The following is a 22,222-nucleotide window of genomic DNA, read 5'->3' as shown; positions in this document are numbered from 1 at the left end:
TGGATTATTTGCGGCCTGGCATCAGTGAGTTTTTTGAGTTGCGGGCTGAGGTGATGCGGCTGGGGTCGCGGGTGGCGAGTACGCGGATGGAGTTTTTGGGGGCTGACGGGAAGTTGTTTTCTACTGGGGCTGGGGCTTATATCGTTTCTTAAGTTTTCTTGGCCGGCTCTTGCTCCGGCCTTAGCGCTCTTTGCTGAGGGTTGCTGGCCGGGGGTTGCCCGGCATGCAACTCACTTTTCTTTGCTTCGCCAAAGAAAAGTAAGCAAAAGAAAGGCGACCCTGGTTCCTGCGTCCCTCCGCTTCGCTACGGGCAACCTGCGGTGCTCGATCCAGCCGGGGTCAAAAACAACTCGCCTTCGGCTCAAACAAGTTTTTGCCCTGATCCGTCTGGCCCTGCGCTCCTCGGCGCATCCACAAGGGGTGGGGGAAGGAATACCAACAGCCAAAAACAAGAACCCGAATACGGAAGAAACAAGGACACGCCATGGCGTGTCCTTGTTGGTATTGGAGTTGGTATTTGTCTTTGGCATTTTGTCCCCGTTCCCGATTTGCCCTTCTGGATGCGCCGAGGAGCGCAGGTTCAGGCGGATCAGGGATCGCGATTGTTTGAGCCGAAGGCGAGTTCGAGCGAGACCCCGCCTGGACCGAGCACCGCAGGTTGCCCGCAGCGAAGCGTAGGGACGCAGCCAGCAGGGTCGCCTTTTCTTTGGTGACTTTCTTTTGGCGAAGCAAAAGAAAGTTACTTGCATGCCGGGCAACCCCCGGCCAGCAACCCTCAGCAAAGAGCGCTAAGGCCAGAGCAAGAACCGGCAACTAAGCCGGTCCCTCGTAGCCGAGGGCGTTAAGAAACTCCCTGCGCCACCAATGCACATCGCGTTCCCGGATGGTCTTGAGCAGCTTCTGATGCCGCGCCTGCCGCTCCTCCAGCGGCATTTGAAGCGCACGCTGTACGGTGTCCGCAGTACCGTCGATGTCGTAGGGATTGACCAGCAACGCGTCTTCCAGTTGCTCCGCAGCCCCCGCAAAGCGGGACAGCACCAGCACCCCGGGGTCGGCCGGGTCCTGCGCGGCGATGAATTCCTTGGCCACCAGGTTCATGCCGTCGCGCAGCGGTGTGACCAGCGCCACCCGCGCCACGCGGTACAAACCCGGCAGGCGCTTGCGCGCCACGTTGCGGTGGATGTAGCGAACGGGCATCCAGTCGAGCTCACCGAAATTGCCGTTGATGGCGCCGCACAGGCTTTCCAGTTCCTGCAGCAGATCGGTGTAGGTTCCCATGTCCTCACGGCTGGGCGAGGCGATCTGGATCAGTGTGGCGCTGCGGAGATTTTCCGGGTACTTTTTCAGCAAGATTTCAAACGTCCGCAGCCGCTGCGGCAAGCCCTTGGAATAGTCGAGCCGCTCCACACCCAGCAGCAGCTTGCGGCGTGAATACTCTTCCTTCATGCGTTCGTACATGTCGCGCGCATCCTGCGCGTGCGTGAGCGCCGCGAACTCGTCCACGTCTATGCCGATGGGAAAAGCGCCCGCGCGCACAGTGCGGTGAAAGGCCCTGAAGCGGTTGTCGCCCAGCGCCACCGCGCCGGCTTCGGCCTGTACGTAGCGCGAGAAGTGCAGCAAATCGTTTTCACTCTGGAAACCGACCAGGTCGTAGGCGAACAGCGCACGCATCAGCCATTCGTGCTGGGGAATGGCGGCCAGCACCTGCTGCGGCGGCAACGGAATGTGCAGGAAAAAACCGATGCGGTTGTTGCAGCCCATGGCGCGCAATTCGGCCGCCATGGGGATCAGGTGGTAGTCGTGGATCCAGATGATGTCGTCGGGCTGCAGCAGGCCCATGAGCTTGTGCGCAAACAGCCGGTTCACGCGGCGGTAGGCCTCGATAAAGCCCGTGTCAAAACGCGCCAGGTCCAGCCGGTAATGAAATACCGGCCAGAGCACGCCATTGCTGTAGCCCAGGTAGTAGCCGGCATGGTCTTCGGCCGACAGGTCCACCGTGGCCAGCTTGATGTTGCCCGCCTGCTGCACATGCAGCTCGCCTTCACCGGCGGCACCACCCTCAACGACCGTGCCGCTCCATCCGAACCATAGCCCACCGGTAGCGTTCAGCGCGTCCCCGAGTGCCACAGCAAGCCCACCGGCCGCCGCCTTGCGCGGATCCGCCACGCGATTCGAAACAACAACCAGGCGACTCATAGGCTGCGACCTTCCAGCCCAGCAGGGGCCGCGGAACCGGCTTCGCCGGGCCGCAGGCGCCGTCCCCTGGAAGGGGGGAAGGGGCTACACGCAGTGAGCCACCGACGGGGGTGAGCCACATTCATAGTCATACTTGAGATTCCCAAGACGCAGACAAGCGCACTGCCGCATTGATGATCCCCACCATCGAATACGTCTGCGGAAAATTCCCCCACATCTCGCCGGTCACGGGATGCGTGTCTTCCGAGAGCAGGCCCACATGGTTGCGCGCGGCCAGCATGGTGTTGAAAATTTCGCGGGCCTGCTCCTTGCGGCCTATGCGTGCCAGCGCGTCAATGCGCCAGAAGGTGCAGATGTTGAAGGCCGTTTCGGGCTTGCCGAAATCGTCCGGTGCCTCATAGCGGCGCATGTAGGGGCCGTCGCACAAATGGGTTTCCAGCGCGTCTACCGTGGCGACAAAGCGCGGGTCTTTGGGGTCGATAAAACCCACTTCAATCATCAAGAGCACACTGGCGTCGAGGTCGCGCCCGCCAAAGCTTTCGGCAAAGGCCTGGCGTTCTTCGCTCCAGGATTCGCGCAGGATACGTTCCTGCATCACTGCCGCATGGCGGCGCCAGTAGTCGGCCCTATCCTGCAGCTTGAGCACCAGCGCGATCTTGGCCAGCCGGTCGCAGGCGGCCCAGCACATCAGGGCCGATGAGGTGTGGATACGCGCGCGCGTGCGCAGCTCCCACATGCCGGCGTCTGGCTTGTCATAGCTGTGCACGGCCTGCTCGCCAACTTCCTCGAGCCGCTTGAATTCGGCAATGCCGGCGCGGTGCAGCAGGCGATGGTCGTGAAAGGCCTGGGCCGCGCCCAGCACCACATTGCCGTAGACGTCGTGCTGGAAATGCTCCTGCGCCTGGTTTCCCACGCGCACCGGTCCCATGCCGCGGTATCCGCCCAGGTGCAGCATGGTGGATTCGGGCAGCTCGCGCTCCAGGCCTATGCCGTAGAGCGGCTGGATGTGCCCGCCCTTGGACTGCACCACCACGTTGCTGAGCCAGCGCAGGTAGTCTTCCATGGTGCCGACTTCCGAGAGGCTGTTGAGTGCGCGCACCACAAAAAAGGCGTCGCGCAGCCAGCAATAACGGTAGTCCCAGTTGCGCTGGCTGCCGGGGGCCTCGGGAATGCTGGTGGTCATGGCGGCGACGATGGCGCCGGTGTCTTCAAAGAGCGAAAGCTTGAGCGTGATGGCTGCGCGTATCACGGCCTCCTGCCATTCCAGCGGAATGTGCAGGCGCTGGCTCCATTTTTTCCAGTAGGAAATGGTTTCCTGCTCAAACAGGCGCGCCGTGTCGGCAATGCCGTCGGGCAGCGACTCGTCGGCGCCGAGCAGAAAATTGTGCTCACGTGTCAGCACAAAAGGCTGCTTTGACAGCAGGTGTGAAATCGACACGTCGGTGTTCAGCCGCAGCGTCAGCTCGTCGCCCACATAGCGCAGGTGGTTGCTGCCCTGGGTGATCAGCGGCTTGCGCCGGCCCCAGTCGAAGCGGATGTCCAGCGATACGCGGATGCGCGGCGCGCCGTGGATGGGTTTGACGCGGCGCACGATCGTCATGGGCCTGAAAAAGCGCGAGCGGCTGAAAAAACGCGGCGCGAAATCAGTGATCTCGATGCCCTGGCCATGCTTGTCGAACAGCTGGGTGCGCAGCACGGCGGTATTGGGTTCATACCATTGCTTTGCTTCGGCGAAGTCCTCGATCTCGATGGCGAAGGCGCTGGACTGGGAGTCAGGCGTGCCGGGGAACGTCGCGTCGTCTTGTGCAGGCTGAGGCTCCAGCAAGGCATTGAACACCGGGTCACCGTCATACCGCGGCAGGCAGCACCAGACGATGCGGCCGCGTGCGTCGATCAGCGCACTGAAGGCGCAGTTGCCGATCACGCCCATGGCCAGAGATGGCTGGGCGGGCGGCGCAAAGTGAAGGGAGTCGGCGGCGACGCTCATGAGTGGGCTCCCTGGGTGGCTGCGTTTGCGAGTGATGCGTGCGCGTCGGATGTAAGGGCATCACCGAGCCACAGCCGCAGTGCGGCCGGCGAGGCGCAACGCCAGCGCGCCAGTGTGGCGCCTTCGCCCACCTTGATGCCCTCGCCGCCCATGAACTGGACCGCCGAGAAGCCGGCCTCGTCGGTGGTGTCGTCGCCGACAAAAAGAGGGATGCGCCCGGCAAACGGCGGCTCGGCCATGAAGGCCTCAATGGCCGTGCCTTTGCTGACGCCAGCAGGCTTCACCTCGAATACGAATTTGCCGCGCAGCAGTTCCACGCCTGGCGTGCTGGAAGCGGCCTCCTGCATGGCCTGCAGGCAAAGCGCCTCGAGCTCGGGTGCATGGCGGTAGTGCAAGGCGACCGCGGCGGATTTCACCTCTACGCGCAGACCTGGATGGTGCACCATCAGTTCCGCGGCGCGGCGCGCCACCTCTTGCAGGTCAGGCGCGGCCAGGCTGATGGCAACGCCGCCCGCAACGCGGCGCTGCGCACCATGTTCAGCCGCCGATGGAAGCCGTAGCGGCGCCAGAAAGCCGTCCAGGTCGGCCAGTGTGCGACCCGACACGATCGCCAGCGCACCGTCCAGCAGTGTTGAAAGCCGCGCCAGCGCCGGCACCAGGCCGGCCACCAGTTGCACGGCTTCGGGTTGGGGCGCCAGGTCGACCAGGGTGCCGTCAAAGTCCAGGAAGAGGGCGGTTTGCGCTCCGATGGCCGGCAAATCCAGAAGCGGCGAGGAGGCCGGTGTGTTTGCTGAAGCGGCTGCGGGCGAGGGCGGTGCCAAGGGTTGTGATGAGGATGAATGCATCACTTCTCACCTTAGCAGGGCCTCCGTCAAATGGCTGTAGGCCGGTTTCGCTTTTTCACGGCCCAGCCGGCGGCGGCTGCCCTGTATCGGTGCTCCAGGCCTGCACCGCGTTGACGCGCGCCCTGTGAATGGCCTCGCCGATCTGCTGGCCGCCCCGTCCCGCAGCCTGGGCTTGAAGCGCCAGCTGATGGGTGTCTACCGCTTGTGCCGTGGATAAAGCCTCCAGCAGGCGTGCCCGCTGGGGATAAGGCGAATTCTGCAGGCCCAACCGTCCGCGAGCATCGCATTCGCAGGCCAGCAGAACATCGGAAAAACGCTGCGGCTTGCGAAAGGCGTCGCAGCGCTCCATCAACCGCACCAGGGACGCGGCGTTCAGGCTTTCACTGCGGTGGATGTTGCCGTGCTCACGCGCCACCACGTCGGCCATTTCGCGGCATTCCACCGGCACACGCAGGCGTTCGCACACGTCTCTTAGCAGCTGGGCACTGCGATCTTCGTGGCCGATATGCCGCGGCAGCACATCGGCCGGTGTCGTGCCCTTGCCCAGGTCGTGGCACAGGCAGGCAAAGCGCACGGCCAGCGAGCCCTCAAGCTGCGCCGACATGTCCAGCACCATCATCAGGTGAACGCCGGTGTCGACCTCGGGGTGGTGAGCGGCAGGCTGGGGCACGCCCCACAGGCGCGCTACTTCGGGCAGCAGTTTTTGCAGCGCGCCGCTTTCGCGCAGCACTTCGAACATGCGGGACGGTGTTTTTTCCATCAGCCCGCGTGCGATCTCCTGCCACACGCGTTCGGGCACCAGCGCGTCGGCTTCGCCTTCGGTCACCATCGCCTGCATCAGCGCCATGGTTTCGGGCGCCACGGAAAAATCCGGAAAGCGCGCGGCGAAGCGGGCCAGGCGCAGGATGCGGACAGGGTCTTCGCGAAAGGCATCCGTCACGTGGCGCAACACCTTGTCCCGGATGTCCCGCTGCCCGTCAAACGGGTCGATTAATGCCGAAAAGTCGGGGTCAAAACTGGTGGAGGCTGTTTCTGGACGAGCGGGAGCCGCTATCGAATTGATAGTAAGGTCGCGCCGTGCCAGGTCCTGCTCCAGCGTGACGTCGGGCTCGGCGTGCACCAAAAAACCGCGATAGCCGCGTGCCGTCTTGCGCTCGGTGCGGGCCAGTGCGTACTCTTCCCGGGTATCGGGATGCAGGAAGACGGGGAAGTCCTTGCCCACGGGCAGGTAGCCCCGGGCGACCAGCGCCTCGGGTGTGGCGCCCACGACCACCCAGTCGTGATCCTGCACGGGCAAGCCCAGCAAGGCATCGCGCACCGCGCCACCGACCATGTAAATCTGCATCCAGCCAGTTTAGCGGCTTGGGCTTTGCCTGGGGATAGGCCCCAGGCCTGGACTCAGGAGAACACCGGCCGGAAGAAGCTTCGTTCGTAGCTGATGATGCAGCCTGTGGTCTCCGCGTATTTGAAAGCCGCCAGGCATTCCTGGTCCGCAAAAGAGCTCTGGCGGTAAATCTCGTAGGCCGCCAGGCTCTCAAAGGTGAACAAGGCCAATGCAATGTTGTTGGCGCCTTCGCTGGGCATGAAGTAGCCGTGGTGCGTGCCGCCGAATTTCTCGACCAGCGGAATCCACAGCTTGCCGTAGTGCTCGAACTCCTTGAGTTTGGCGGTGTTGAGCACGTAGCGCAGATAGATGGTGACCATGAAAGGGCTCCTTATCAGCGTTTGGTGCGGTACGGCTCTTCGAACTCGCGAAAGTCGTTTTCGGCCAGTGCGTCGTCGATCCAGGCTTTGACACCAGGCAGCGCACTGACGCGCTGAATGTAGGCGCTTATTTCCGCCGGCACTGGCAGGGCGTACCGGCTCAGGCGCATGCATACAGGCGCGAAGAACGCATCGGCAATGGTGAACTCTCCGAACAAGAAATTGGCCCCCACGGTCGACTGCGTCTCCCTGCCCCCCGAGGGGGCGCTCGCACCTTGGGGCGGCCCGGCGGTGCGAGGGTCCTTGTATTGCTGCAGCAGCTCAGTCCACATCTCGACGATGCGCTGCACGTCGGCACGCACGGCCGATTTGTCGCGCCAAATCAGCTGGCCCATGTCCGACAGGTCTGCTTCGATGTTCATGGGGCAGGCCGAACGCAGCGCGCCAAAGCCGCTGTGCATTTCAGCGCATACGCTGCGCGCCCGGGCGCGCGCTTTCACATCCTGCGGCCAGAGCTTTTTCTCGGGAAAGCGTTCCGCGAGGTATTCAGCAATCGCCAGCGTGTCCCAGACGACAAAACCGTCATCGTCCAGCGCCGGCACCCGGCCGGTCGGGTTCACGCCGCCGATTTTTTCCTTGAAACTCGAGTTGGCATCGAACGAGTCAAAGCGCAGCTTGATTTCTTCAAAGGGAATGCCGGCCTGCTTGAGCAGCACCCAGGGGCGCATGGACCAGGAGGAGTAGTTTTTATTGCCGATGTAGAGCTTGAGCATGGTGTCCCTGTTCTGCTGACGATGAAGGAAAGAAGTCAAAGTGAAACGACTTGCGATGCTACCGCCGCACCAACGCGCTATTGATGCAAAAAATCCCCTGAATTAATGCCCACCCCCGTCCAGGCTCACTGCGTGTAGCCCGTTCCCCCCTCAAGGGGGCGGCGCCTGCGGTCTGGCGAAGCCAGTCCCGCGGCCCCCGCTGGCGAAATAGCCTAGCACTCATCACGCCCATTGCACTCTTCAAGCCAGCGTGAGCCGTGGAACCGGCTTTGCCGGGCCACAGGCACAGTCCCCTGCAAGGGGAAAAGGGCTACACACAGTGAGCCCGATAGGGGTGTGCCTGTTTTCGGCTTTGCCAGGCCGCAGGCGGGCGGCCCCCTCGGGGGGCAGGGAGCTACACGAAGTGAGCGACCGTGGGGGCCCTATTCCACCGTGGGGGCCTAAAAACGGCCGGCGGTTTTGCGTTTAGCCGTCAGCCCGCTGCGCAAGCCCTGCGCTCCCAGATAAGAAGGCCCCACCGCATCCAGCGCGGCAGGGTGAACACCCAGTGCCTGCAGGCCGGGCAGCTTGCCGGTGGCCACGTTGTCGGTGGCCATGGCGTCGAGGTTGTCGCGGCTCAGCAGCGGCTCTCCGGGCGCGAACTCCATGAGGCGCGCCTGCAGGCGCCCCAGGGAATCCGGCAGGCTGATCACCGGGCGACCTTGGCCACCGTTGATACCGGCGTAGCGGCCGGCCAGCCCGACCAGCTGGCGCAGCGTGAACACGTCGGGCCCGCAAACTTCATAGATCTGGCCGGCGGTGTCGGGGTCTTGCAGGCAGTGCACGATGGCGTCGGCGACATCTTCCACCCAGACAGGCTGAAAGCGCGCATCGGCGGCTGCGAGCGGAACCACCGGAAAGATCTGCTGGAGCCGGGCAAAGGTGTTGAGGAATTTGTCTTCGGCACCAAAGATCACGCTGGGCCGCAGCACGGTCACATCCAGCCCGGTGCTGAGCAGCACGGCTTCGCCGCGCGCCTTGCTGCGCTGGTACATCGATGCCGAACCGGGCGAAGCGCCCAGGGCGCTGATGTGAACGATGCGCCTGAGGCCGCTGGCTTCACAGGCCCGGGCCAGCTCCAGCGGCAGTTGCACATGCGCCTTGTCGAACGCGGCCTCTGTGCCGTGAAGGATGGCAATCAGGTTGACCACGGCGTCGTGGCCGGCCAGCAGCGGTGCCAGCGAGGAAGCATCGTGGGCGTCGGCCTCAATCACGTCGACCAGCGGCAGCATTTGCAGGTGGCGGGCGCTGGCCTGCCGGCGTGTGACCACGGTGACGCGGCATTGCAGCCGCGCCAGTTTTTCACAGACGTGCGCGCCGACGAAGCCGGTTCCGCCAAGAAGAAGGATTTTGTTCATAACCCCTAATTTAGCGCTTTTACCGTGCCCTGCGCCCTGTTGGCCCATTCTTTGACCATTCAGGCCTACAGGTCATGCTGGGTGAGCGCAAGCAGCTATCAAATTAATAGCGATTTTTGGCCCTGCAGGATCCGCCCTTGACCTACACGCCAGGGCCTGCACCGTCCCCATAATGGTTGAATGAACATTTTTGAAGCACTGCGAACAAGCCATGTCACCCAGCGCGCCCTGGCGGACAACCTCATCCAAACGCAGGGCGACAGCAAGGAAAGAGCCACACTGTTCAAGGAACTCAAGCTCGAACTCGCGGCGCATGCCGCGGCGGAGGAGCGCTTTTTTTATGTGCCGCTGATCGCGCACGACATGACGCAGGAACCCTCACGCCACGGCATTGCCGAGCACCACCAGATGGACAAGCTGGTGGAAACGCTGGAAGAAACCGATTTCAGCTCGCCCGCCTGGCTGGCCACTGCCAAAGAGCTGCACCACAAGATTTATCACCACCTTGAAGACGAGGAGCAGGGTGTGTTCCAGCTGGCAGGAAAAGTGCTGAGTGAAGCCGAAAAGCTTTCGCTGGCCAAGGGTTATGAAGGCGAGTTCGTCTCGCAGCGCACGAAAAATTAAACCACCACGGCGCCCCTGGACGAGCTTATGAACCGTCCCCGCGCTTGTCGCCGTCAGGCTTGAGCAGCGGTTCGGGTTTTTCCAGAAAACGCACCAGGCGCGGCACCAGCGCCAGGATGCCGAGCGCCAGCAGGGTGCTGAGGACCGCAGTGCTTTCACGGCCCATGCCGGCCGCCACGCCAATGGCCGCCGTCAGCCAGATGCCGGCGGCGGTGGTCAGGCCCTTGACCTGCTCTTCGTCGGGGTTGCCCTTGATGTGGCCCTTGAGGATGGTGCCCGCGCCCAGAAAGCCGATGCCGGCAATCACGCCCTGAATCACCCGGCTCAAGTCGGCGGTGATCATGCCGGACTGCTGCGACACCAGCACGAACATCGCAGAACCCATGGCCACCAGCATGTGCGTGCGCACGCCGGCGGCCTTGCCCTTTTGCTCGCGCTCTATGCCCAGCAGGCCGCCCAGCAACGCCGCCAGCGTGAGGCGCACCATGACGCGCGTGGCCTGCTCGGCATCGGGCAAATCTGAAAACTCCGAGGCGATGGTTTCACCGACTTGCTGCCACCAGGTGGACGCCATGCGGACTCCTTTAGATCGTAAACAGGTTCTTACGTGTTCGGTTGAGGGATGGGCTCGCCCGATTGACTGTAGCGCGTCTGCCGTACGGCGTCACCGAAAAGGCCCTGTCCACTGTCAGGGATGGATTTTTTCACCCCGCTTGAGCATGTCGGCGAACTTCACCAGCCGGCGCTCGCGTGTCTCGGCTTTCTTGGCGGTTTGCAGCCTGAACAAAATGGCGAAGCGATTGCGTGAGTCCAGTGTTTCGAAGAAGGCCTTGGCTTTGGCGCTCTTCGCGAGCAACGCCGCCAGGTCGCCAGGCACCGCCATCTTGCTCTGCGCGTCGTAGGCCGCATCCCAGCGGCCGTCGGCTTTGGCGCGTTCAACCTCGGCCAGTCCCGCCGGCTGCATGTCGCCGGATTCAATCAGTGCCAGGGCCTTGGCGCAGTTGACTTTGGACCAGGTGCTGCGGGCACGCCGCGGGGTGAACTTCTGCAAAAAATACTGCGCGTCCATGGAATTCCTCTGGCCGTCTATCCAGCCGTGGCAGAGCGCCGCTTCCAGCGCTTCGGCGTGGGTGATGGAGGCGATTCCCGAATCCTTCTTGGCGATTTGCAGCCAGACGCCGGTGCTGTCGGTGTGGTGTTTGGCCAGCCACTTCGTGAAGGCCTGGGTGTCTTTGCAGCGCACGGTGGCAAGCGGGGCGGCGGGAGTCCTGGCAGGCGTTTTGGAAGCGGGTTTGGCGGGGGCGGGCATGCCGCATTCTGCGTGATACACGGGGCTCACGGCAAGCCACGAGGCGATCAGTGGAGGGCGAGTGCTATTAATTCAGGAGCTGATCGCGCAGATATTTAAAGGGTCCAGCCACTTTTTTGCATAAAAAAACCACCCGGAGGTGGTTTTTCGGAGTCGCGGCTGGCAGTCGCTGCTGACTTCACTGCGTGATGTAGTCAGACACTACTTTCCAGCGCGCGTCCTGCAACATCGACAGGCGCGACTGGTTGTTGCCCAGGCGTTTTTGCGGGCCAAACTTGCCTTCAGAGCTGCCGAAGATGTCGGCCGGGATCACCATGGTGTCCATGGCCTTGATGAAGCTCTCGGTTGTCAGGCTGGCGCCGGCTTTCTGCGATGCACGGATAAAGCTGTCGACCACCGTATAGCCGTAGACCGAGAACACCGTCGGGTCTTCATTGAAGGCGGTCTTGTACTTGTTGGCCCAGAAGCGGATGGGCTGCGAGGCTTCGTCCAGGTAGGGGTTTTGCACCGTCATGGTGGCGTAAAGGCCGTCCATGGCCTTGCCGCCCAGCTTGTGGATCAGGTCGGTGTAGGCGGCGCTGGAGCCGAGGAAGACGGGGTTGTAGCCCAGCTTGCGTGCGGTACCGATGCCGCCAATGGTTTCGCGGATGATGGTACCCAACACCACCAGGTCGCATTCAGAAGCCTTGAGCTTGGCGATCTGCGACGAGAAATCAGTGGCACCGCGCTTGAAGGAAGTTTTCTCGACCATGGTCATGCCGAGGGTCTTCAGGCCATCATCGGCGCCGCGCTGCACTTCGAGGCCGAACTCGTCGTCCTGGTACATCGAGCAGACCTTTTTGGCGTTCTTTTCCTTCACCAGCTTGGGCACGGCCGACTTCATCTGGTCGTAGTAAGTGGCAGCGAAAGAGTACTTGAGCTTGTGGAAAGGCTCATACATCTCGCGTGCGGCCGTCACCGGAAAGAAGTTGATGACGTTTTTTTCGAACTGTACCGGCATGGCGGCCAGGTTTTGCGCAGTACCAAGGTGGCCCACCATGGCAAAGATCTTGTCCTGGTTCACCAGCTTTTGCGCCGCCAGCACTGCCTTCTTCGGGTCGTAGCCCGAGTCCTCGACGATCAGCTTGACCTTGCGGCCGTTGATGCCGCCTTGTTCGTTAAGTTCGTCCACCCGCAGCGTCATGCCGTTGCGGATCTGTTTGCCGAAGCCCGCGAGCGGTCCCGACAGGTCCTGGATGGAGCCGAGCGTGATCTCGGTTTTGCTGACGCCCTGGCTTTGCGCCAGTGCCGGCGCGGCCGAGAATGCGGCGGCACTGGCTAGCGCGGAAAGGATGGCGGTTGACTTCAGTTTCATGGTGTTGTCTCCTGTAATGATTCTTGGCTCTTGTTCACTCGATACACGGTGCTAACGCAGGGCTCAGTACATGGCCTCTATTTGCGGGGCGTATTTTTTTTCTACGAGTTTGCGCTTGAGCTTCATGGTCGGCGTGAGCTCTTCGTCCTCTGCCGTGAGCTGCGTGTCGAGCAAGAAGAATTTCTTGATCTGCTCGACCCGCGCAAACTTCTTGTTGACCCGGTCGATCTCCGACTGAATCAATTCTTGCACTTCAGTGGCCCGCGTCAAGCTGGCGTAATTACTGAAGGGTATGTCCGCATCCTGGGCGAATTTCTCGACGTTTTCCTGGTCAATCATGATGATGACCGTGAGGTAGGCGCGCTTGTCGCCGATGACCACCGCGTCGGTGACGTAAGGCGAGAACTTGAGTTCGTTTTCCAGCTCGCTGGGCGTCACGTTCTTGCCGCCGGCGGTGATGATGATGTCCTTCATCCGGTCGGTGATCCGGAAAAACCCTTGCGCGTCCATCACGCCAACGTCGCCGGTGTGCAGCCAGCCCTCGGCATCCAGCGTCTCGGCGGTTTTTTCAGGCTGGTTCAGGTAACCCAAAAAAACATTGGTGCCGCGCACCAGGATCTCGCCAGTGGCCGGGTCCAGCCGCATCTCGTTGTAGCCGGCGGCCGGGCCTATGGAGCCGGGCTTCATGCAACTGGCCGGCACGCCGCTGGCGGCGCCGCAGGTTTCCGTCATGCCCCAGACCTCCAGCATGGGAACCCCCAACGCCATGTACCACTTCACCAGGTCGGGCGAAATGGGCGCCGCACCCGTGACGCAAAACCGCGCCTTGTGAATGCCGATCAGCTTTCGCGTGTTGTTGAGTGCCAGCCAGCGCGCCAGCGTGAAGCGGGCCTTGAGCGATGTGCTGACCGGTTGGCCGGCCAGCACGGTGTCGGCGATGCGCATGCCCACGCCAATGCTCCAGGTATAGGCGGCCTGCTGCAGCCAGCTGGCTTCCTTCAGTGCGATCATCACGCCGGAATAAAACTTCTCCCACACACGCGGCACGGCGGTGAACACCGTGGGTGCGATCTCACGCACGTTTTCAGGAATGGTCTCGGGATTCTCGACAAAGTTGAGTTTGGCGCCCGCGTACATCGCAAAGTATTCACCGCCCATGCGCTCGGCGATATGGCACAGCGGCAAAAAGCACATGCGCTCGTCGTCTTCGTTTTGCGCGACGAGTGTGTTGTAGCCACGTGCGGTAAACACCAGTCCGCGCTGGCTGTGCATCGCGCCCTTGGGTTTGCCGGTGGTGCCAGAGGTGTAGACCAGGATGGCCAGGTCTTCAGGTTTGCAGGCAGCGGCGCTGTCTTTCACCGTGTTGGGATGGTCGGCCAGGTAGCTGCGGCCCAGCGCGCGCAGCTCGTCCAGTCCCATCACGCCGGGGTCATTCAGGTCGCGCAGGCCCTCGGTGTCGAACACGATGATCTTGCGGAGCAGGGGCAATTGCGGCCGCACTTCCAGCGCCTTGTCGAGCTGCTCGTCGTCTTCGACAAATAGCGTGGTGGTGCGCGAATCTTCACAGAGGTAGTGCACCTGCGAGGCGGCGTCGGTGGGGTAGATGCCGCTGCAAACCCCGCCGCAGCTGAGCACCGCCAGATCGGCCAGCACCCATTCGATGACGGTGTTGGAAAGGATGGAGGCGCATTCGCCACGCGGAAAGCCCAGGGCGAGCAGCCCGGCGGCGATCTCGCGAACCGCATCACCGGTTTGCGTCCAGGTCCAGCTGCGCCAGATGCCGAGCTTTTTCTGCCGCATCCAGGTTTTGTGGCTGCGCTGCTCCACCGCGTTCCAGAACACCGCAGGGATGGTTTCGCCTGGCATGACGATGGCATGCTCGGGCTGGATGTGTGAAAGATCCCAAAGATTGCTCATTCAGTCACCGCCACGTCTTCTTTTTCTTCCAACGCCGCTCGCCGCGCACGCCGTCTTCTTTCATGCCGAGGTAGAACTCCTTGATGTCCTCTTTCTCGCGCAGGCGGGCGCAGGTGTCTTCCATCACGATGCGGCCGTTTTCCAGCACATAGCCGTAGTCCGACGCGTTGAGCGCCATGTTGGCGTTCTGCTCGACCAGCAGGATAGTGGTGCCGCGCTCGCGGTTGATGCGCACCACGATCTCGAAAATTTCCTTGGTGAGCTTGGGTGACAAGCCCAGGCTGGGTTCGTCGAGAAGGATCAGGTCGGGCGAAGCCATGAGCGCGCGCGAGATTGCCAGCATCTGCTGCTGCCCGCCCGACAGCAGCCCGGCGTCTTGCAGGGCGCGCTCTTTCAGGATCGGGAAGTAGCCGTACACCGCTTCCATGTCGAGCGCCACGCCGTCGCGGTCCTTGCGGGTGTAGGCACCCATCAGCAGATTGTCGCGTACGCTGAGCAAAGGGAATACCTCGCGTCCCTCAGGCACATGCGACAAGCCCTGCTGCACGATATGAGCCGGGTCCTGCGCCGTGATGTCCTCGCCCTTGAAGTCGATGGAGCCCTTGCGCGGATCGAGGATGCCCGAGATGGTCTTGAGGATGGTGGATTTGCCCGCGCCGTTGGAGCCCAGCACCGTGGCAATTTCGCTGCGGCGCACCTGCAGGCTGATGCCGCGTATGGCCTTTATGGGGCCGTAGGAGCTCTCGACGTTGAGGAGTTTCAGGACGGGTTGGTCGCTGACGGGTGGAGGGACCGCACTCATGCTGTCCTCCGTAGTGATGTGACCTCATCCACCGAGCCCAGATAAGCTTCAATCACGCCAGGATCGTTCTGTACCTCGCGCGGCGTGCCCATGGCCAGCACCTCGCCCTGGTTCATGGCCAGCACGCGGTCTGACACGCGGGAGACCAGTGACATATCGTGCTCGACCATCAGCACCGTGATGCCCAGCTCATGCTGGATGTCCTGGATCCAGAAGGCCATGTCGCCGGTTTCTTCCACATTGAGGCCGGAAGAGGGCTCGTCGAGCAGCAGCAACTGCGGCTCGGTGCACAGCGCCCGCGCCAGCTCGACCACCTTGCGCACGCCGTAGGGAAGACCTGCGACCATCGAATCGCGGTGATGTTGCAGGTCGAGGAAGTCAATGACCTGCTCGGCTTTTTCGCGTGCCAGCAGTTCGGCATCTCGCGCCCTGGCGGTAAAAAACAGGTCGTGCAGCAAACCTGTCTGCCGGTGCGTGTGCCGGCCAATCAGCAGGTTGTGCAGCACGGTGGCGTGCTCAAACAGCTCGATGTTCTGGAAGGTGCGCGCAATACCCAGCGAAGCAATCTTGTGGGGCGGCTGGTAGGTGAGCTTTTCGCCGCGGTATTCAATCTCGCCGGTGGTGGGCGTGTAGATGCGGCTGATCAGGTTGAACACCGTGGTCTTGCCCGCGCCGTTGGGGCCGATCAGCGTGAAGACTTCGCCCTGCTTGACGTCAAAGCTCACGTTGTTGACCGCCAGCACGCCGCCGAAGCGAACGCTGAGGTTTTTGGCGGAAAGGAGGGTCGTGCTCATTTCAGGCGATCTGACTTCTGGAAAGTTTTTTGCCGTTTGAACAGGCCCTTGCGGTAGAACGGAAAGAGCTGCAAATAGGTGCGAATCTTCAGCCAGCGGCCATACAGCCCCATCGGCTCAAACAGCACAAAGGCGATCAGCACAATGCCGTAGACCGCCGCCTGCAGGCCGGGGGCCTGGCCTATGGTGGCGGGCAAATAGTCTTTGGTGAGGCCAATCACCTGCGGCATGGAGATCAGGAAGATGGCGCCCAGAAAAGCACCGTGTACCGAGCCCACGCCGCCGATCACGATCATCAAGAGCAGGTCGATGGACTGCAGGATGTTGAACTGGTCGGGCGAGATGAACTGCAGCTTGTGCGCATAGAGCGCGCCGGCCACGCCGGCCAGCGCCGCAGACAGCGCAAAAGACAGCGTCTTGTAGCGCGCCAGGTGGATACCCATGCTCTGCGCCGAAATCTCGGAATCGCGGATCGCGACAAAGGCCCGGCCCGTGGGCGAGCGCAGCAGGTTGAGGATGGCCAGCGTGGCCGCCACGGTGATGAGGAGGCAGAGGAAATAGAAGGACTCGCCGCTGGCCAGCTTCCAGCCGAACATGTCGGGTGCCTTGATGTGGATGCCCGCATTGCCGCCGGTAACACTTTCCCAGCGTGCAAACACTTCTTCAACAATGAAGCCAAAAGACAGCGTCGCCATGCCGAGGTAAATGCCCTTCACGCGCAGGGCGGGCAGGCCCACGACCAGGCCCACGGCGGCTGATAGCCCGGCGGCGCACAACAAGGCGATGGGAAAGGGCAGGCCGGCGTTGGTCATCACCGCCTGCGTGTAAGCGCCGACGCCCAGAAAGGCCGCGTGCCCCAAAGAGAAGAGGCCGGTGAAACCCGCCAGCAACATCAGGCCCAGCCCGGCGATGGCGTAGATCATCACGAAGGTGAGTTGTGCGAGCCAGTATTCGGGGAACAACCACGGTGCCGCTAGCAACAGCAACATCAGTGCGCCGTACCAGAACACATGGCCTGCGTGCTTGGCCAGTTTGATGTCCTGGCCGTAATCGGTTTTAAAGATGAACCTCATGAGAAGGCTCCCCCCCGAAGCGCCTTCGGCGCCTCCCCCTCGGGGGGCGCCACTAGCGGCCCGGCAAAGCCGGTTCCACGGTGGCCTGGCTTTAAGGGATGGCACGCGTTGACCTGCTTGTTCGTCATACTTTTTTTCGGAGCTTCTCGCCGAACAGGCCGCTGGGCTTGACCATCAGCATGATGAGCACTACCACATAGGCGGCGATGTCCTTGAAGCCGTCGGGCAAATAAAAGCCCGAGAACGATTCAACCAGGCCGATCACCAGCCCGCCCACAATCGCGCCGGGCAGGCTGCCGAAACCGCCTACCACCGCGGCCGGGAAAGCCTTGAGCCCGATAAAACCCATGTTGGCATGCACAAAGGTGATGGGCGCGAGCAGGAGCCCGGCAATCGCCGCGACGGCCGAGGCCAGTGCCCACACCAGGCCGTTAAGCCGCTTGACGGGAATGCCCATGTAGTACGCAGCCAGCTGGTTTTGCGACGACGCCTGCATGGCGATGCCCAGCTTGCTGTACTTGAACATCGCAAACAAGACGAGGCACAGCGCTGCGGTGGTGACGATGATGGCAACCTGCTCGACATTGATGACCAGCGCGCCCAGGCTCCAGATCTGGTCTTTGTAGGGCACGGGCAGCACATAGGTTTCGGTGCCTATGCCGGGGATCATGGTGATGAGGCCGCGCGCCGTGTAGCCCACGCCGATGGTGAGCATGACGATGGAAAACGCGGGCTGGCCGAGGATGGGGCGTATCACGAGGCGCTCCAGCACCATGCCGAACAACGCCATACCCGCAATCGCGCTGATCACCGCCAGCCAGAAGGGAAAACCCAGCAAGGTCATGCAGGCCAGGCCGCCGAAGGCGCCCAGCATCATCAGCTCGCCCTGCGCGAAGCTGACCGTCTCGGTGGCCTTGTAGATGAGTACAAAGCCCAGCGCGATAAGGCCGTAGATACAGCCCTGGGCGACGCCGCTGATGAGCAACTGCAGGAATTGCACGAAGCAGTCTCCCCTTTGATGAACTTTGGTTATAGCTGTCGCCTAAAGGTCTGTCGCTAGGGGTTGTTCCGAATACGTGTCGCCTTGGTGATCAAGCGTAATCCCTAGATGGAACGAAATGTTCGAATCGGCGCCGGCCTGGGTTTCTACGGCGACGCATGGGAGCCTGTGGCCGCGAGCATTGAGCGTGGTGGTGTTCACTACATCGCAAGCGACCATCTGGCCGAGCTGACGCTGGCCATCCTGCAAAAGGACCGGCAGCGCGACCCTGCACTGGGCTATGCACGCGATGTGGTCCCCATGCTGATGAAGCTGTGGCCGTTGATGCAGGCGCGCGGCGTCAAGTTCATCTGCAACGCGGGCGGGCTCAATCCTGCGGGCGCCGGCGCTGCCTTGCGCGCGGCGTTTGCGGCCAAGGGATGGAAGGCGCGCATCGCGGTGGTCACCGGTGACGAAGTGTTGCCGCAGCTCGCAGAGCTCGCGCCGCCGCATATGTTCAACGGCCAGGCGTTTGAGTCCGTGCGCGAGCGCATGGTGTTTGCCAATGCCTATGTGGGCGCGCGGCCTATTGTGTCGGCGCTGCAGCAGGGCGCCGATATTGTGGTGACAGGGCGCGTCGCCGATGCGGCGCTGTTCCTGGCGCCGCTGGTGCATGAATTCAACTGGAAGCTGGAGGACGCAAAAACGCCGGCCGAGCTGGATCGGCTGGCGCAAGGGCTGGCGGTGGGGCACTTGCTCGAATGTTCGGGCCAGGGCAGCGGCGGCAACTTTGGCAGCCAGCAGGCGTGGAAGGCCATTCCCGATCTCGCCCACATCGGCTATCCCATCGCCGAGGTCAGCGTAGACGGCACGGCGCTGATCACCAAGGCACCGGGCACGGGTGGCCGCATCAATTTCGATACGGTGCGCCAGCAGCTGCTGTATGAGGTGCACGACCCGGGACACTATGCCTCGCCCGATGTGGTGATGGATTTATCGGCGGTGCGGTTGGAGGACCTGGGTCAGGATGCCGTGCGCATGACGGGCGTACGCGGCCACGCGCGGCCCGCGCAACTCAAGGTGGTGGGCGGGTTTCGCGACGGCTACAAGGCCGAGGTCACCTGGGGCTTTAGCTGGCCTGATGCCTACGACAAGGCACTGGCAGCTGTGGAGATGGTGAAAGCCCGGCTGAGGGAAAAGCGCCAGGCGCATGACGAACTCTTTGTCGAATTCCCGGGGCTCAACTCGGCACATGGCCCACTGGCGCCACTGCCTGCGCCTGCAGTGCTGGCGGAGCTCAACGAGGTCTGGGTTCGTATGGCGATCAGGACGCAGGACAAAGCGGTGGCCGAAGGTTTTGGCCGGCTCTTTCCGTGGATGGCCTTGAGCGGGCCGGCCTATACCTGCGGCTTTCACGGCCTGAACAGCAGCAGTGAGTTGTTGGGCATCTGGCCTGCGCTGATTGACCGGCAAGCGGTTGAGGCGGCGGTGTGTGTGGAGGTGTTGCAGTCATGAGGGTGCAATTGGTGAAGCTCGCGCATGCGCGCAGCGGCGACAAGGCCGACTGGGTGGACTTTGGCCTCTTTGCCTGGAACGAGGCGGGCTACCGGATCATGGAGCGCGAGGTGACGGCCGAACGCGTGCAGGCGCACTTTGCGCCCTGGCTGCCGGGCGCGGTGCAATGCTGGCGCTTGCCCAGTATCCTGGCCCTCAAGCTGGTATTGCAGGGCGCGCTGCAAGGCGGTGGCGCGCGCAACCTGCGCATGGACAACCTGGGCAAGGCCATGGCAGCAGCGCTGCTGCGCATGGAGATCGAAGTCAGCGAGGCAGAGCTGGAAGAAGCTCAGGCTGCCCCTCGTGCGGGCTGGTGGGGTGCCTGACGGGGATTGCGTAAAAATTTAAGCAAAAAAAGCCTGTACGCCTTTTGTATCGGGCGCAAGCAGCTATCAAATAAATAGCATCCAGGTGGCGGGTGAAGGTGCCTGGCACCCGGGCGTCAGGCCTTGGGAATCTTGCGGGGCTTGCCGAAATCGTCAATGGCCACGTAAGTCAGGCTGGCTTCCGTGACCTTGATGTAGCGGCCCTGGGCGCGGAAGCGCTCGGCGTAGACCTCAACCTGGACCGTGATGGACGTGGTGCCGATACGGGTCACGCAGGAGAAAAACGACAGGATGTCGCCGACCCGCACGGGCTGCTTGAAAATGAACTGGTTGACGGCTACGGTCGCCATGCGCCCGTCCACGTGGCGGGCCGGTACCACCGAGCCGGCCAGGTCGACCTGCGCCATGACCCAGCCGCCGAAGATGTCGCCGTTGGCATTGCAGTCGGCCGGCATGGGAATGACCTTGAGCACCAGTTCCTTGTCGGTGGGCAACTGGACGTTCAGGGCGTCCTCGGCGTGAATGTCCGTATGGGTGCTTGATTCGGTAGACATAGGCACAATCTGAAAAAGTTATTACAACAACCTACACGATTGTCCCTCATGCGCTCCCGAGCTTCCGCTGTTGATTCTTCCCTGGCCGTGCCTGCCGCCGCGTCAGCGCCGGGCGCCGGCAAGGCGCTCGCGCTCCAGCGCTCGGACCTTGGCACCCTCAAACGCCTTTTCCCCTACCTGTGGGATTACAAATGGCGCGTGCTGGCGGCCCTGAGCTTCATGGTGGGCGCCAAGATGGCCAACGTTGGTGTGCCGCTCTTGCTGAAGAACCTGGTCGACGCCATGAACTTCAAACCGGGCGACGCACAGGCGGTGCTGGTGGTGCCGGTGGCGCTGCTGCTGGCCTACGGCCTGCTGCGCCTGTCGACCACGCTTTTTACCGAACTGCGCGAACTGGTGTTTGCCAAAGCCACCGAAGGCGCGGCGCGGCGGATTTCGCTGGAAGTGTTCCGGCACCTGCATGCGCTCAGCCTGCGCTTTCACCTGGAGCGGCAAACCGGCGGCATGACGCGCGACATCGAGCGCGGCACGCGCGGCGTGCATTCGCTGATCTCGTACTCGCTCTACAGCATCATCCCCACGCTGATTGAAGTGACGTTGGTGCTGACGCTGCTGGCCGTCAAGTTCGACGTCTGGTTTGCCGGCATCACGGGCATCGCGCTCGTGTTCTACATTTTCTTCACCGTCACGGTGACCGAATGGCGCACACAGTTCCGCAAGGCCATGAACGAGCTCGATTCGTCGGCCCACAGCCGCGCCATCGACTCGCTGCTGAACTACGAAACCGTCAAGTACTTCAACAACGAAGAGTTTGAAGCCGCACGCTACGACGAAAACCTGCAGCGCTACCGGCGCGCCGCCATCAAGAGCCAGAACACGCTAAGCCTGCTCAATACCGGCCAGCAGCTCATCATCGCCATCGGGCTGGTGGCCATGCTCTGGCGCGCAACCCAGGGCGTGGTGGACGGCCGCATGACGCTGGGCGACCTGGTGATGGTCAATGCCTTCATGATCCAGCTCTACATTCCGCTCGGTTTCCTGGGTGTGATCTACCGCGAGATCAAGCAAAGCCTGACCGACCTGGACAAGATGTTTGTGTTGATGGAGCGGGAGCGTGAAATCGCCGACGTGCCGGGTGCCCGGCCCATCGTCATCGACGGTACGCCGGCGGTACGTTTTGAGAATGTGAACTTCGCTTACGACCCGGCACGGCCCATCCTGCACAACGTGAGCTTTGAAATTCCGCCGGGCAAGACCGTCGCGGTGGTGGGCTCTTCGGGCGCCGGCAAGTCCACGCTGGCGCGCCTGCTCTACCGCTTTTACGATGTCCAGCAGGGCTGCATCACCATTGCCGGCCAGGACATCAAGCAGGTCACACAGTCCAGCGTGCGCCAGTCCATCGGCATCGTGCCGCAGGACACGGTGCTGTTCAACGACACGGTGGAATACAACATCGCCTACGGCAAGCCGGGCGCCAGCCATGCCGAGGTCGAGGAAGCGGCGCGTGCGGCCCGCATCCACGGGTTTATTGCCTCGACGCCGCTGGGTTACCAGACCATGGTGGGCGAGCGCGGCCTGAAGCTGTCGGGCGGCGAAAAACAGCGGGTGGCCATTGCCCGCACCTTGCTGAAAAACCCGCCGGTGGTGATTTTTGACGAAGCCACTTCGGCGCTGGATTCGGCCAATGAGCGCGCCATCCAGGCCGAGCTGCGCACTGCCGCGCAAAACAAGACCACGCTGGTGATTGCGCACCGGTTGTCTACCGTGGTGGACGCGCATGAGATCCTGGTGATGGACGCCGGGCGCATTGTGGAGCGCGGCACGCACGCACAGTTGCTGGCCATGGAGGGCGCTTATGCACGCATGTGGGCGCTTCAGCAGAGTTCGGCAGAGGCTTGAGATTTAAGTGAAATCCAGGTTTTAACCCTAACTGACGGGCGCAAGCAGCTATAAAATTAATAGCAGGCTGATGCAGGCACGGTTGGCCGGAATTTGCGGTTTCCAGGTAGCCATGGGATTCCCCGTAGGTAGAAA

At 62.4% G+C, this 22,222-nt stretch carries 20 protein-coding genes and 1 pseudogene; 5 read left to right on the top strand and 16 right to left on the bottom strand.

Annotated features, from left to right (window positions below; translation table 11 throughout):
- Positions 1-152 (top strand): annotated as a pseudogene (locus tag AC1D13_RS22115) (thioesterase family protein); the annotation flags it as partial.
- 661 nt (positions 153-813) lie between these two features.
- Here the strand turns inward: AC1D13_RS22115 and otsA are convergent.
- From otsA to AC1D13_RS22080, 7 genes are all read right to left on the bottom strand, one after another.
- Entirely contained in the window at positions 814-2,196 is a 1,383-nt protein-coding gene (gene otsA / locus AC1D13_RS22110) for an alpha,alpha-trehalose-phosphate synthase (UDP-forming) (RefSeq protein WP_457281149.1), read from the bottom strand.
- Positions 2,197-2,323: 127 nt separating this feature from the next.
- Entirely contained in the window at positions 2,324-4,183 is a 1,860-nt protein-coding gene (locus tag AC1D13_RS22105; protein WP_457281148.1) for a glycoside hydrolase family 15 protein, read from the bottom strand.
- Positions 4,180-5,028: a trehalose-phosphatase gene (gene otsB / locus AC1D13_RS22100; RefSeq protein ID WP_477690295.1), complete on the bottom strand. Its 849-nt coding sequence runs from the start codon at positions 5,026-5,028 to the stop codon at positions 4,180-4,182. Before otsB ends, AC1D13_RS22105 begins: the two co-directional genes overlap by 4 nt.
- Positions 5,029-5,083: 55 nt before the next feature.
- Positions 5,084-6,373, bottom strand: coding sequence for a multifunctional CCA addition/repair protein (locus AC1D13_RS22095; protein WP_457281146.1), 1,290 nt, complete (start codon positions 6,371-6,373; stop codon positions 5,084-5,086).
- A 53-nt stretch (positions 6,374-6,426) separates the two neighbouring features.
- Positions 6,427-6,732 carry an NIPSNAP family protein gene (locus AC1D13_RS22090; protein WP_457281145.1) on the bottom strand — a complete coding sequence of 102 codons (306 nt, stop codon included), beginning with the start codon at positions 6,730-6,732 and terminating at the stop codon, positions 6,427-6,429.
- A gap of 14 nt (positions 6,733-6,746) precedes the next feature.
- Positions 6,747-7,505 carry a glutathione S-transferase family protein gene (locus AC1D13_RS22085; protein WP_477690294.1) on the bottom strand — a complete coding sequence of 253 codons (759 nt, stop codon included), beginning with the start codon at positions 7,503-7,505 and terminating at the stop codon, positions 6,747-6,749.
- A 440-nt stretch (positions 7,506-7,945) separates the two neighbouring features.
- Entirely contained in the window at positions 7,946-8,902 is a 957-nt protein-coding gene (locus AC1D13_RS22080) for a complex I NDUFA9 subunit family protein (protein ID WP_477690293.1), read from the bottom strand.
- Positions 8,903-9,082: 180 nt separating this feature from the next.
- Between AC1D13_RS22080 and AC1D13_RS22075 the strand changes: the two genes are divergently transcribed.
- Entirely contained in the window at positions 9,083-9,526 is a 444-nt protein-coding gene (locus AC1D13_RS22075; protein ID WP_477666608.1) for a hemerythrin domain-containing protein, read from the top strand.
- 25 nt (positions 9,527-9,551) lie between these two features.
- Here AC1D13_RS22075 and AC1D13_RS22070 read toward each other — a convergent pair whose 3' ends face one another.
- The 8 genes from AC1D13_RS22070 to AC1D13_RS22035 form a co-directional block, all read right to left on the bottom strand.
- Complete coding sequence (locus tag AC1D13_RS22070; protein ID WP_477648640.1) at positions 9,552-10,100, bottom strand: MgtC/SapB family protein; 549 nt, start codon at positions 10,098-10,100, stop codon at positions 9,552-9,554.
- 114 nt (positions 10,101-10,214) lie between these two features.
- Positions 10,215-10,835: a YdeI/OmpD-associated family protein gene (locus tag AC1D13_RS22065; protein WP_477666609.1), complete on the bottom strand. Its 621-nt coding sequence runs from the start codon at positions 10,833-10,835 to the stop codon at positions 10,215-10,217.
- Between the two features lie 178 nt (positions 10,836-11,013).
- Positions 11,014-12,189: an ABC transporter substrate-binding protein gene (locus AC1D13_RS22060; RefSeq protein ID WP_477690292.1), complete on the bottom strand. Its 1,176-nt coding sequence runs from the start codon at positions 12,187-12,189 to the stop codon at positions 11,014-11,016.
- A gap of 63 nt (positions 12,190-12,252) precedes the next feature.
- The gene (locus AC1D13_RS22055) at positions 12,253-14,106 is read right to left on the bottom strand and encodes an AMP-dependent synthetase/ligase (protein ID WP_477690291.1); all 1,854 of its coding nucleotides are present in this window, start codon (positions 14,104-14,106) and stop codon (positions 12,253-12,255) included.
- A 4-nt stretch (positions 14,107-14,110) separates the two neighbouring features.
- Positions 14,111-14,908 (bottom strand): ABC transporter ATP-binding protein, encoded by a 798-nt coding sequence (locus AC1D13_RS22050; RefSeq protein ID WP_457281137.1) that lies wholly within the window; start codon positions 14,906-14,908, stop codon positions 14,111-14,113.
- Positions 14,905-15,702, bottom strand: a complete 798-nt coding sequence (locus AC1D13_RS22045; protein WP_477666611.1) for an ABC transporter ATP-binding protein — start codon at positions 15,700-15,702, stop codon at positions 14,905-14,907. Before AC1D13_RS22045 ends, AC1D13_RS22050 begins: the two co-directional genes overlap by 4 nt.
- Positions 15,699-16,775 carry a branched-chain amino acid ABC transporter permease gene (locus tag AC1D13_RS22040; RefSeq protein WP_477690290.1) on the bottom strand — a complete coding sequence of 359 codons (1,077 nt, stop codon included), beginning with the start codon at positions 16,773-16,775 and terminating at the stop codon, positions 15,699-15,701. The genes AC1D13_RS22045 and AC1D13_RS22040 overlap by 4 nt, the downstream gene beginning before the upstream one ends.
- A 124-nt stretch (positions 16,776-16,899) precedes the next feature.
- Positions 16,900-17,775 carry a branched-chain amino acid ABC transporter permease gene (locus AC1D13_RS22035; protein WP_477668427.1) on the bottom strand — a complete coding sequence of 292 codons (876 nt, stop codon included), beginning with the start codon at positions 17,773-17,775 and terminating at the stop codon, positions 16,900-16,902.
- 108 nt (positions 17,776-17,883) lie between these two features.
- Between AC1D13_RS22035 and AC1D13_RS22030 the strand changes: the two genes are divergently transcribed.
- Both AC1D13_RS22030 and AC1D13_RS22025 read left to right on the top strand, forming a co-directional pair.
- On the top strand, positions 17,884-19,269 hold the full coding sequence (locus tag AC1D13_RS22030) for an acyclic terpene utilization AtuA family protein (protein ID WP_477690289.1): 1,386 nt from the start codon (positions 17,884-17,886) through the stop codon (positions 19,267-19,269).
- On the top strand, positions 19,266-19,634 hold the full coding sequence (locus tag AC1D13_RS22025; RefSeq protein ID WP_477690288.1) for an AtuA-related protein: 369 nt from the start codon (positions 19,266-19,268) through the stop codon (positions 19,632-19,634). The genes AC1D13_RS22030 and AC1D13_RS22025 overlap by 4 nt, the downstream gene beginning before the upstream one ends.
- A gap of 116 nt (positions 19,635-19,750) precedes the next feature.
- Here the strand turns inward: AC1D13_RS22025 and AC1D13_RS22020 are convergent, their stop codons facing one another.
- On the bottom strand, positions 19,751-20,188 hold the full coding sequence (locus AC1D13_RS22020; RefSeq protein WP_457281131.1) for an acyl-CoA thioesterase: 438 nt from the start codon (positions 20,186-20,188) through the stop codon (positions 19,751-19,753).
- Positions 20,189-20,236: 48 nt separating this feature from the next.
- On the opposite strand from AC1D13_RS22020, the gene AC1D13_RS22015 reads away from it, so the two are divergent.
- Positions 20,237-22,087 (top strand): ABCB family ABC transporter ATP-binding protein/permease, encoded by a 1,851-nt coding sequence (locus AC1D13_RS22015; protein WP_477690287.1) that lies wholly within the window; start codon positions 20,237-20,239, stop codon positions 22,085-22,087.
- Positions 22,088-22,222 lie beyond the last annotated feature (135 nt).

It is taken from the genome of Polaromonas sp. P1_E12, assembly GCF_056405975.1.
Note: the sequence above shows the minus strand (reverse complement) of the source record. Positions and strands in the feature narration are given on the sequence as shown.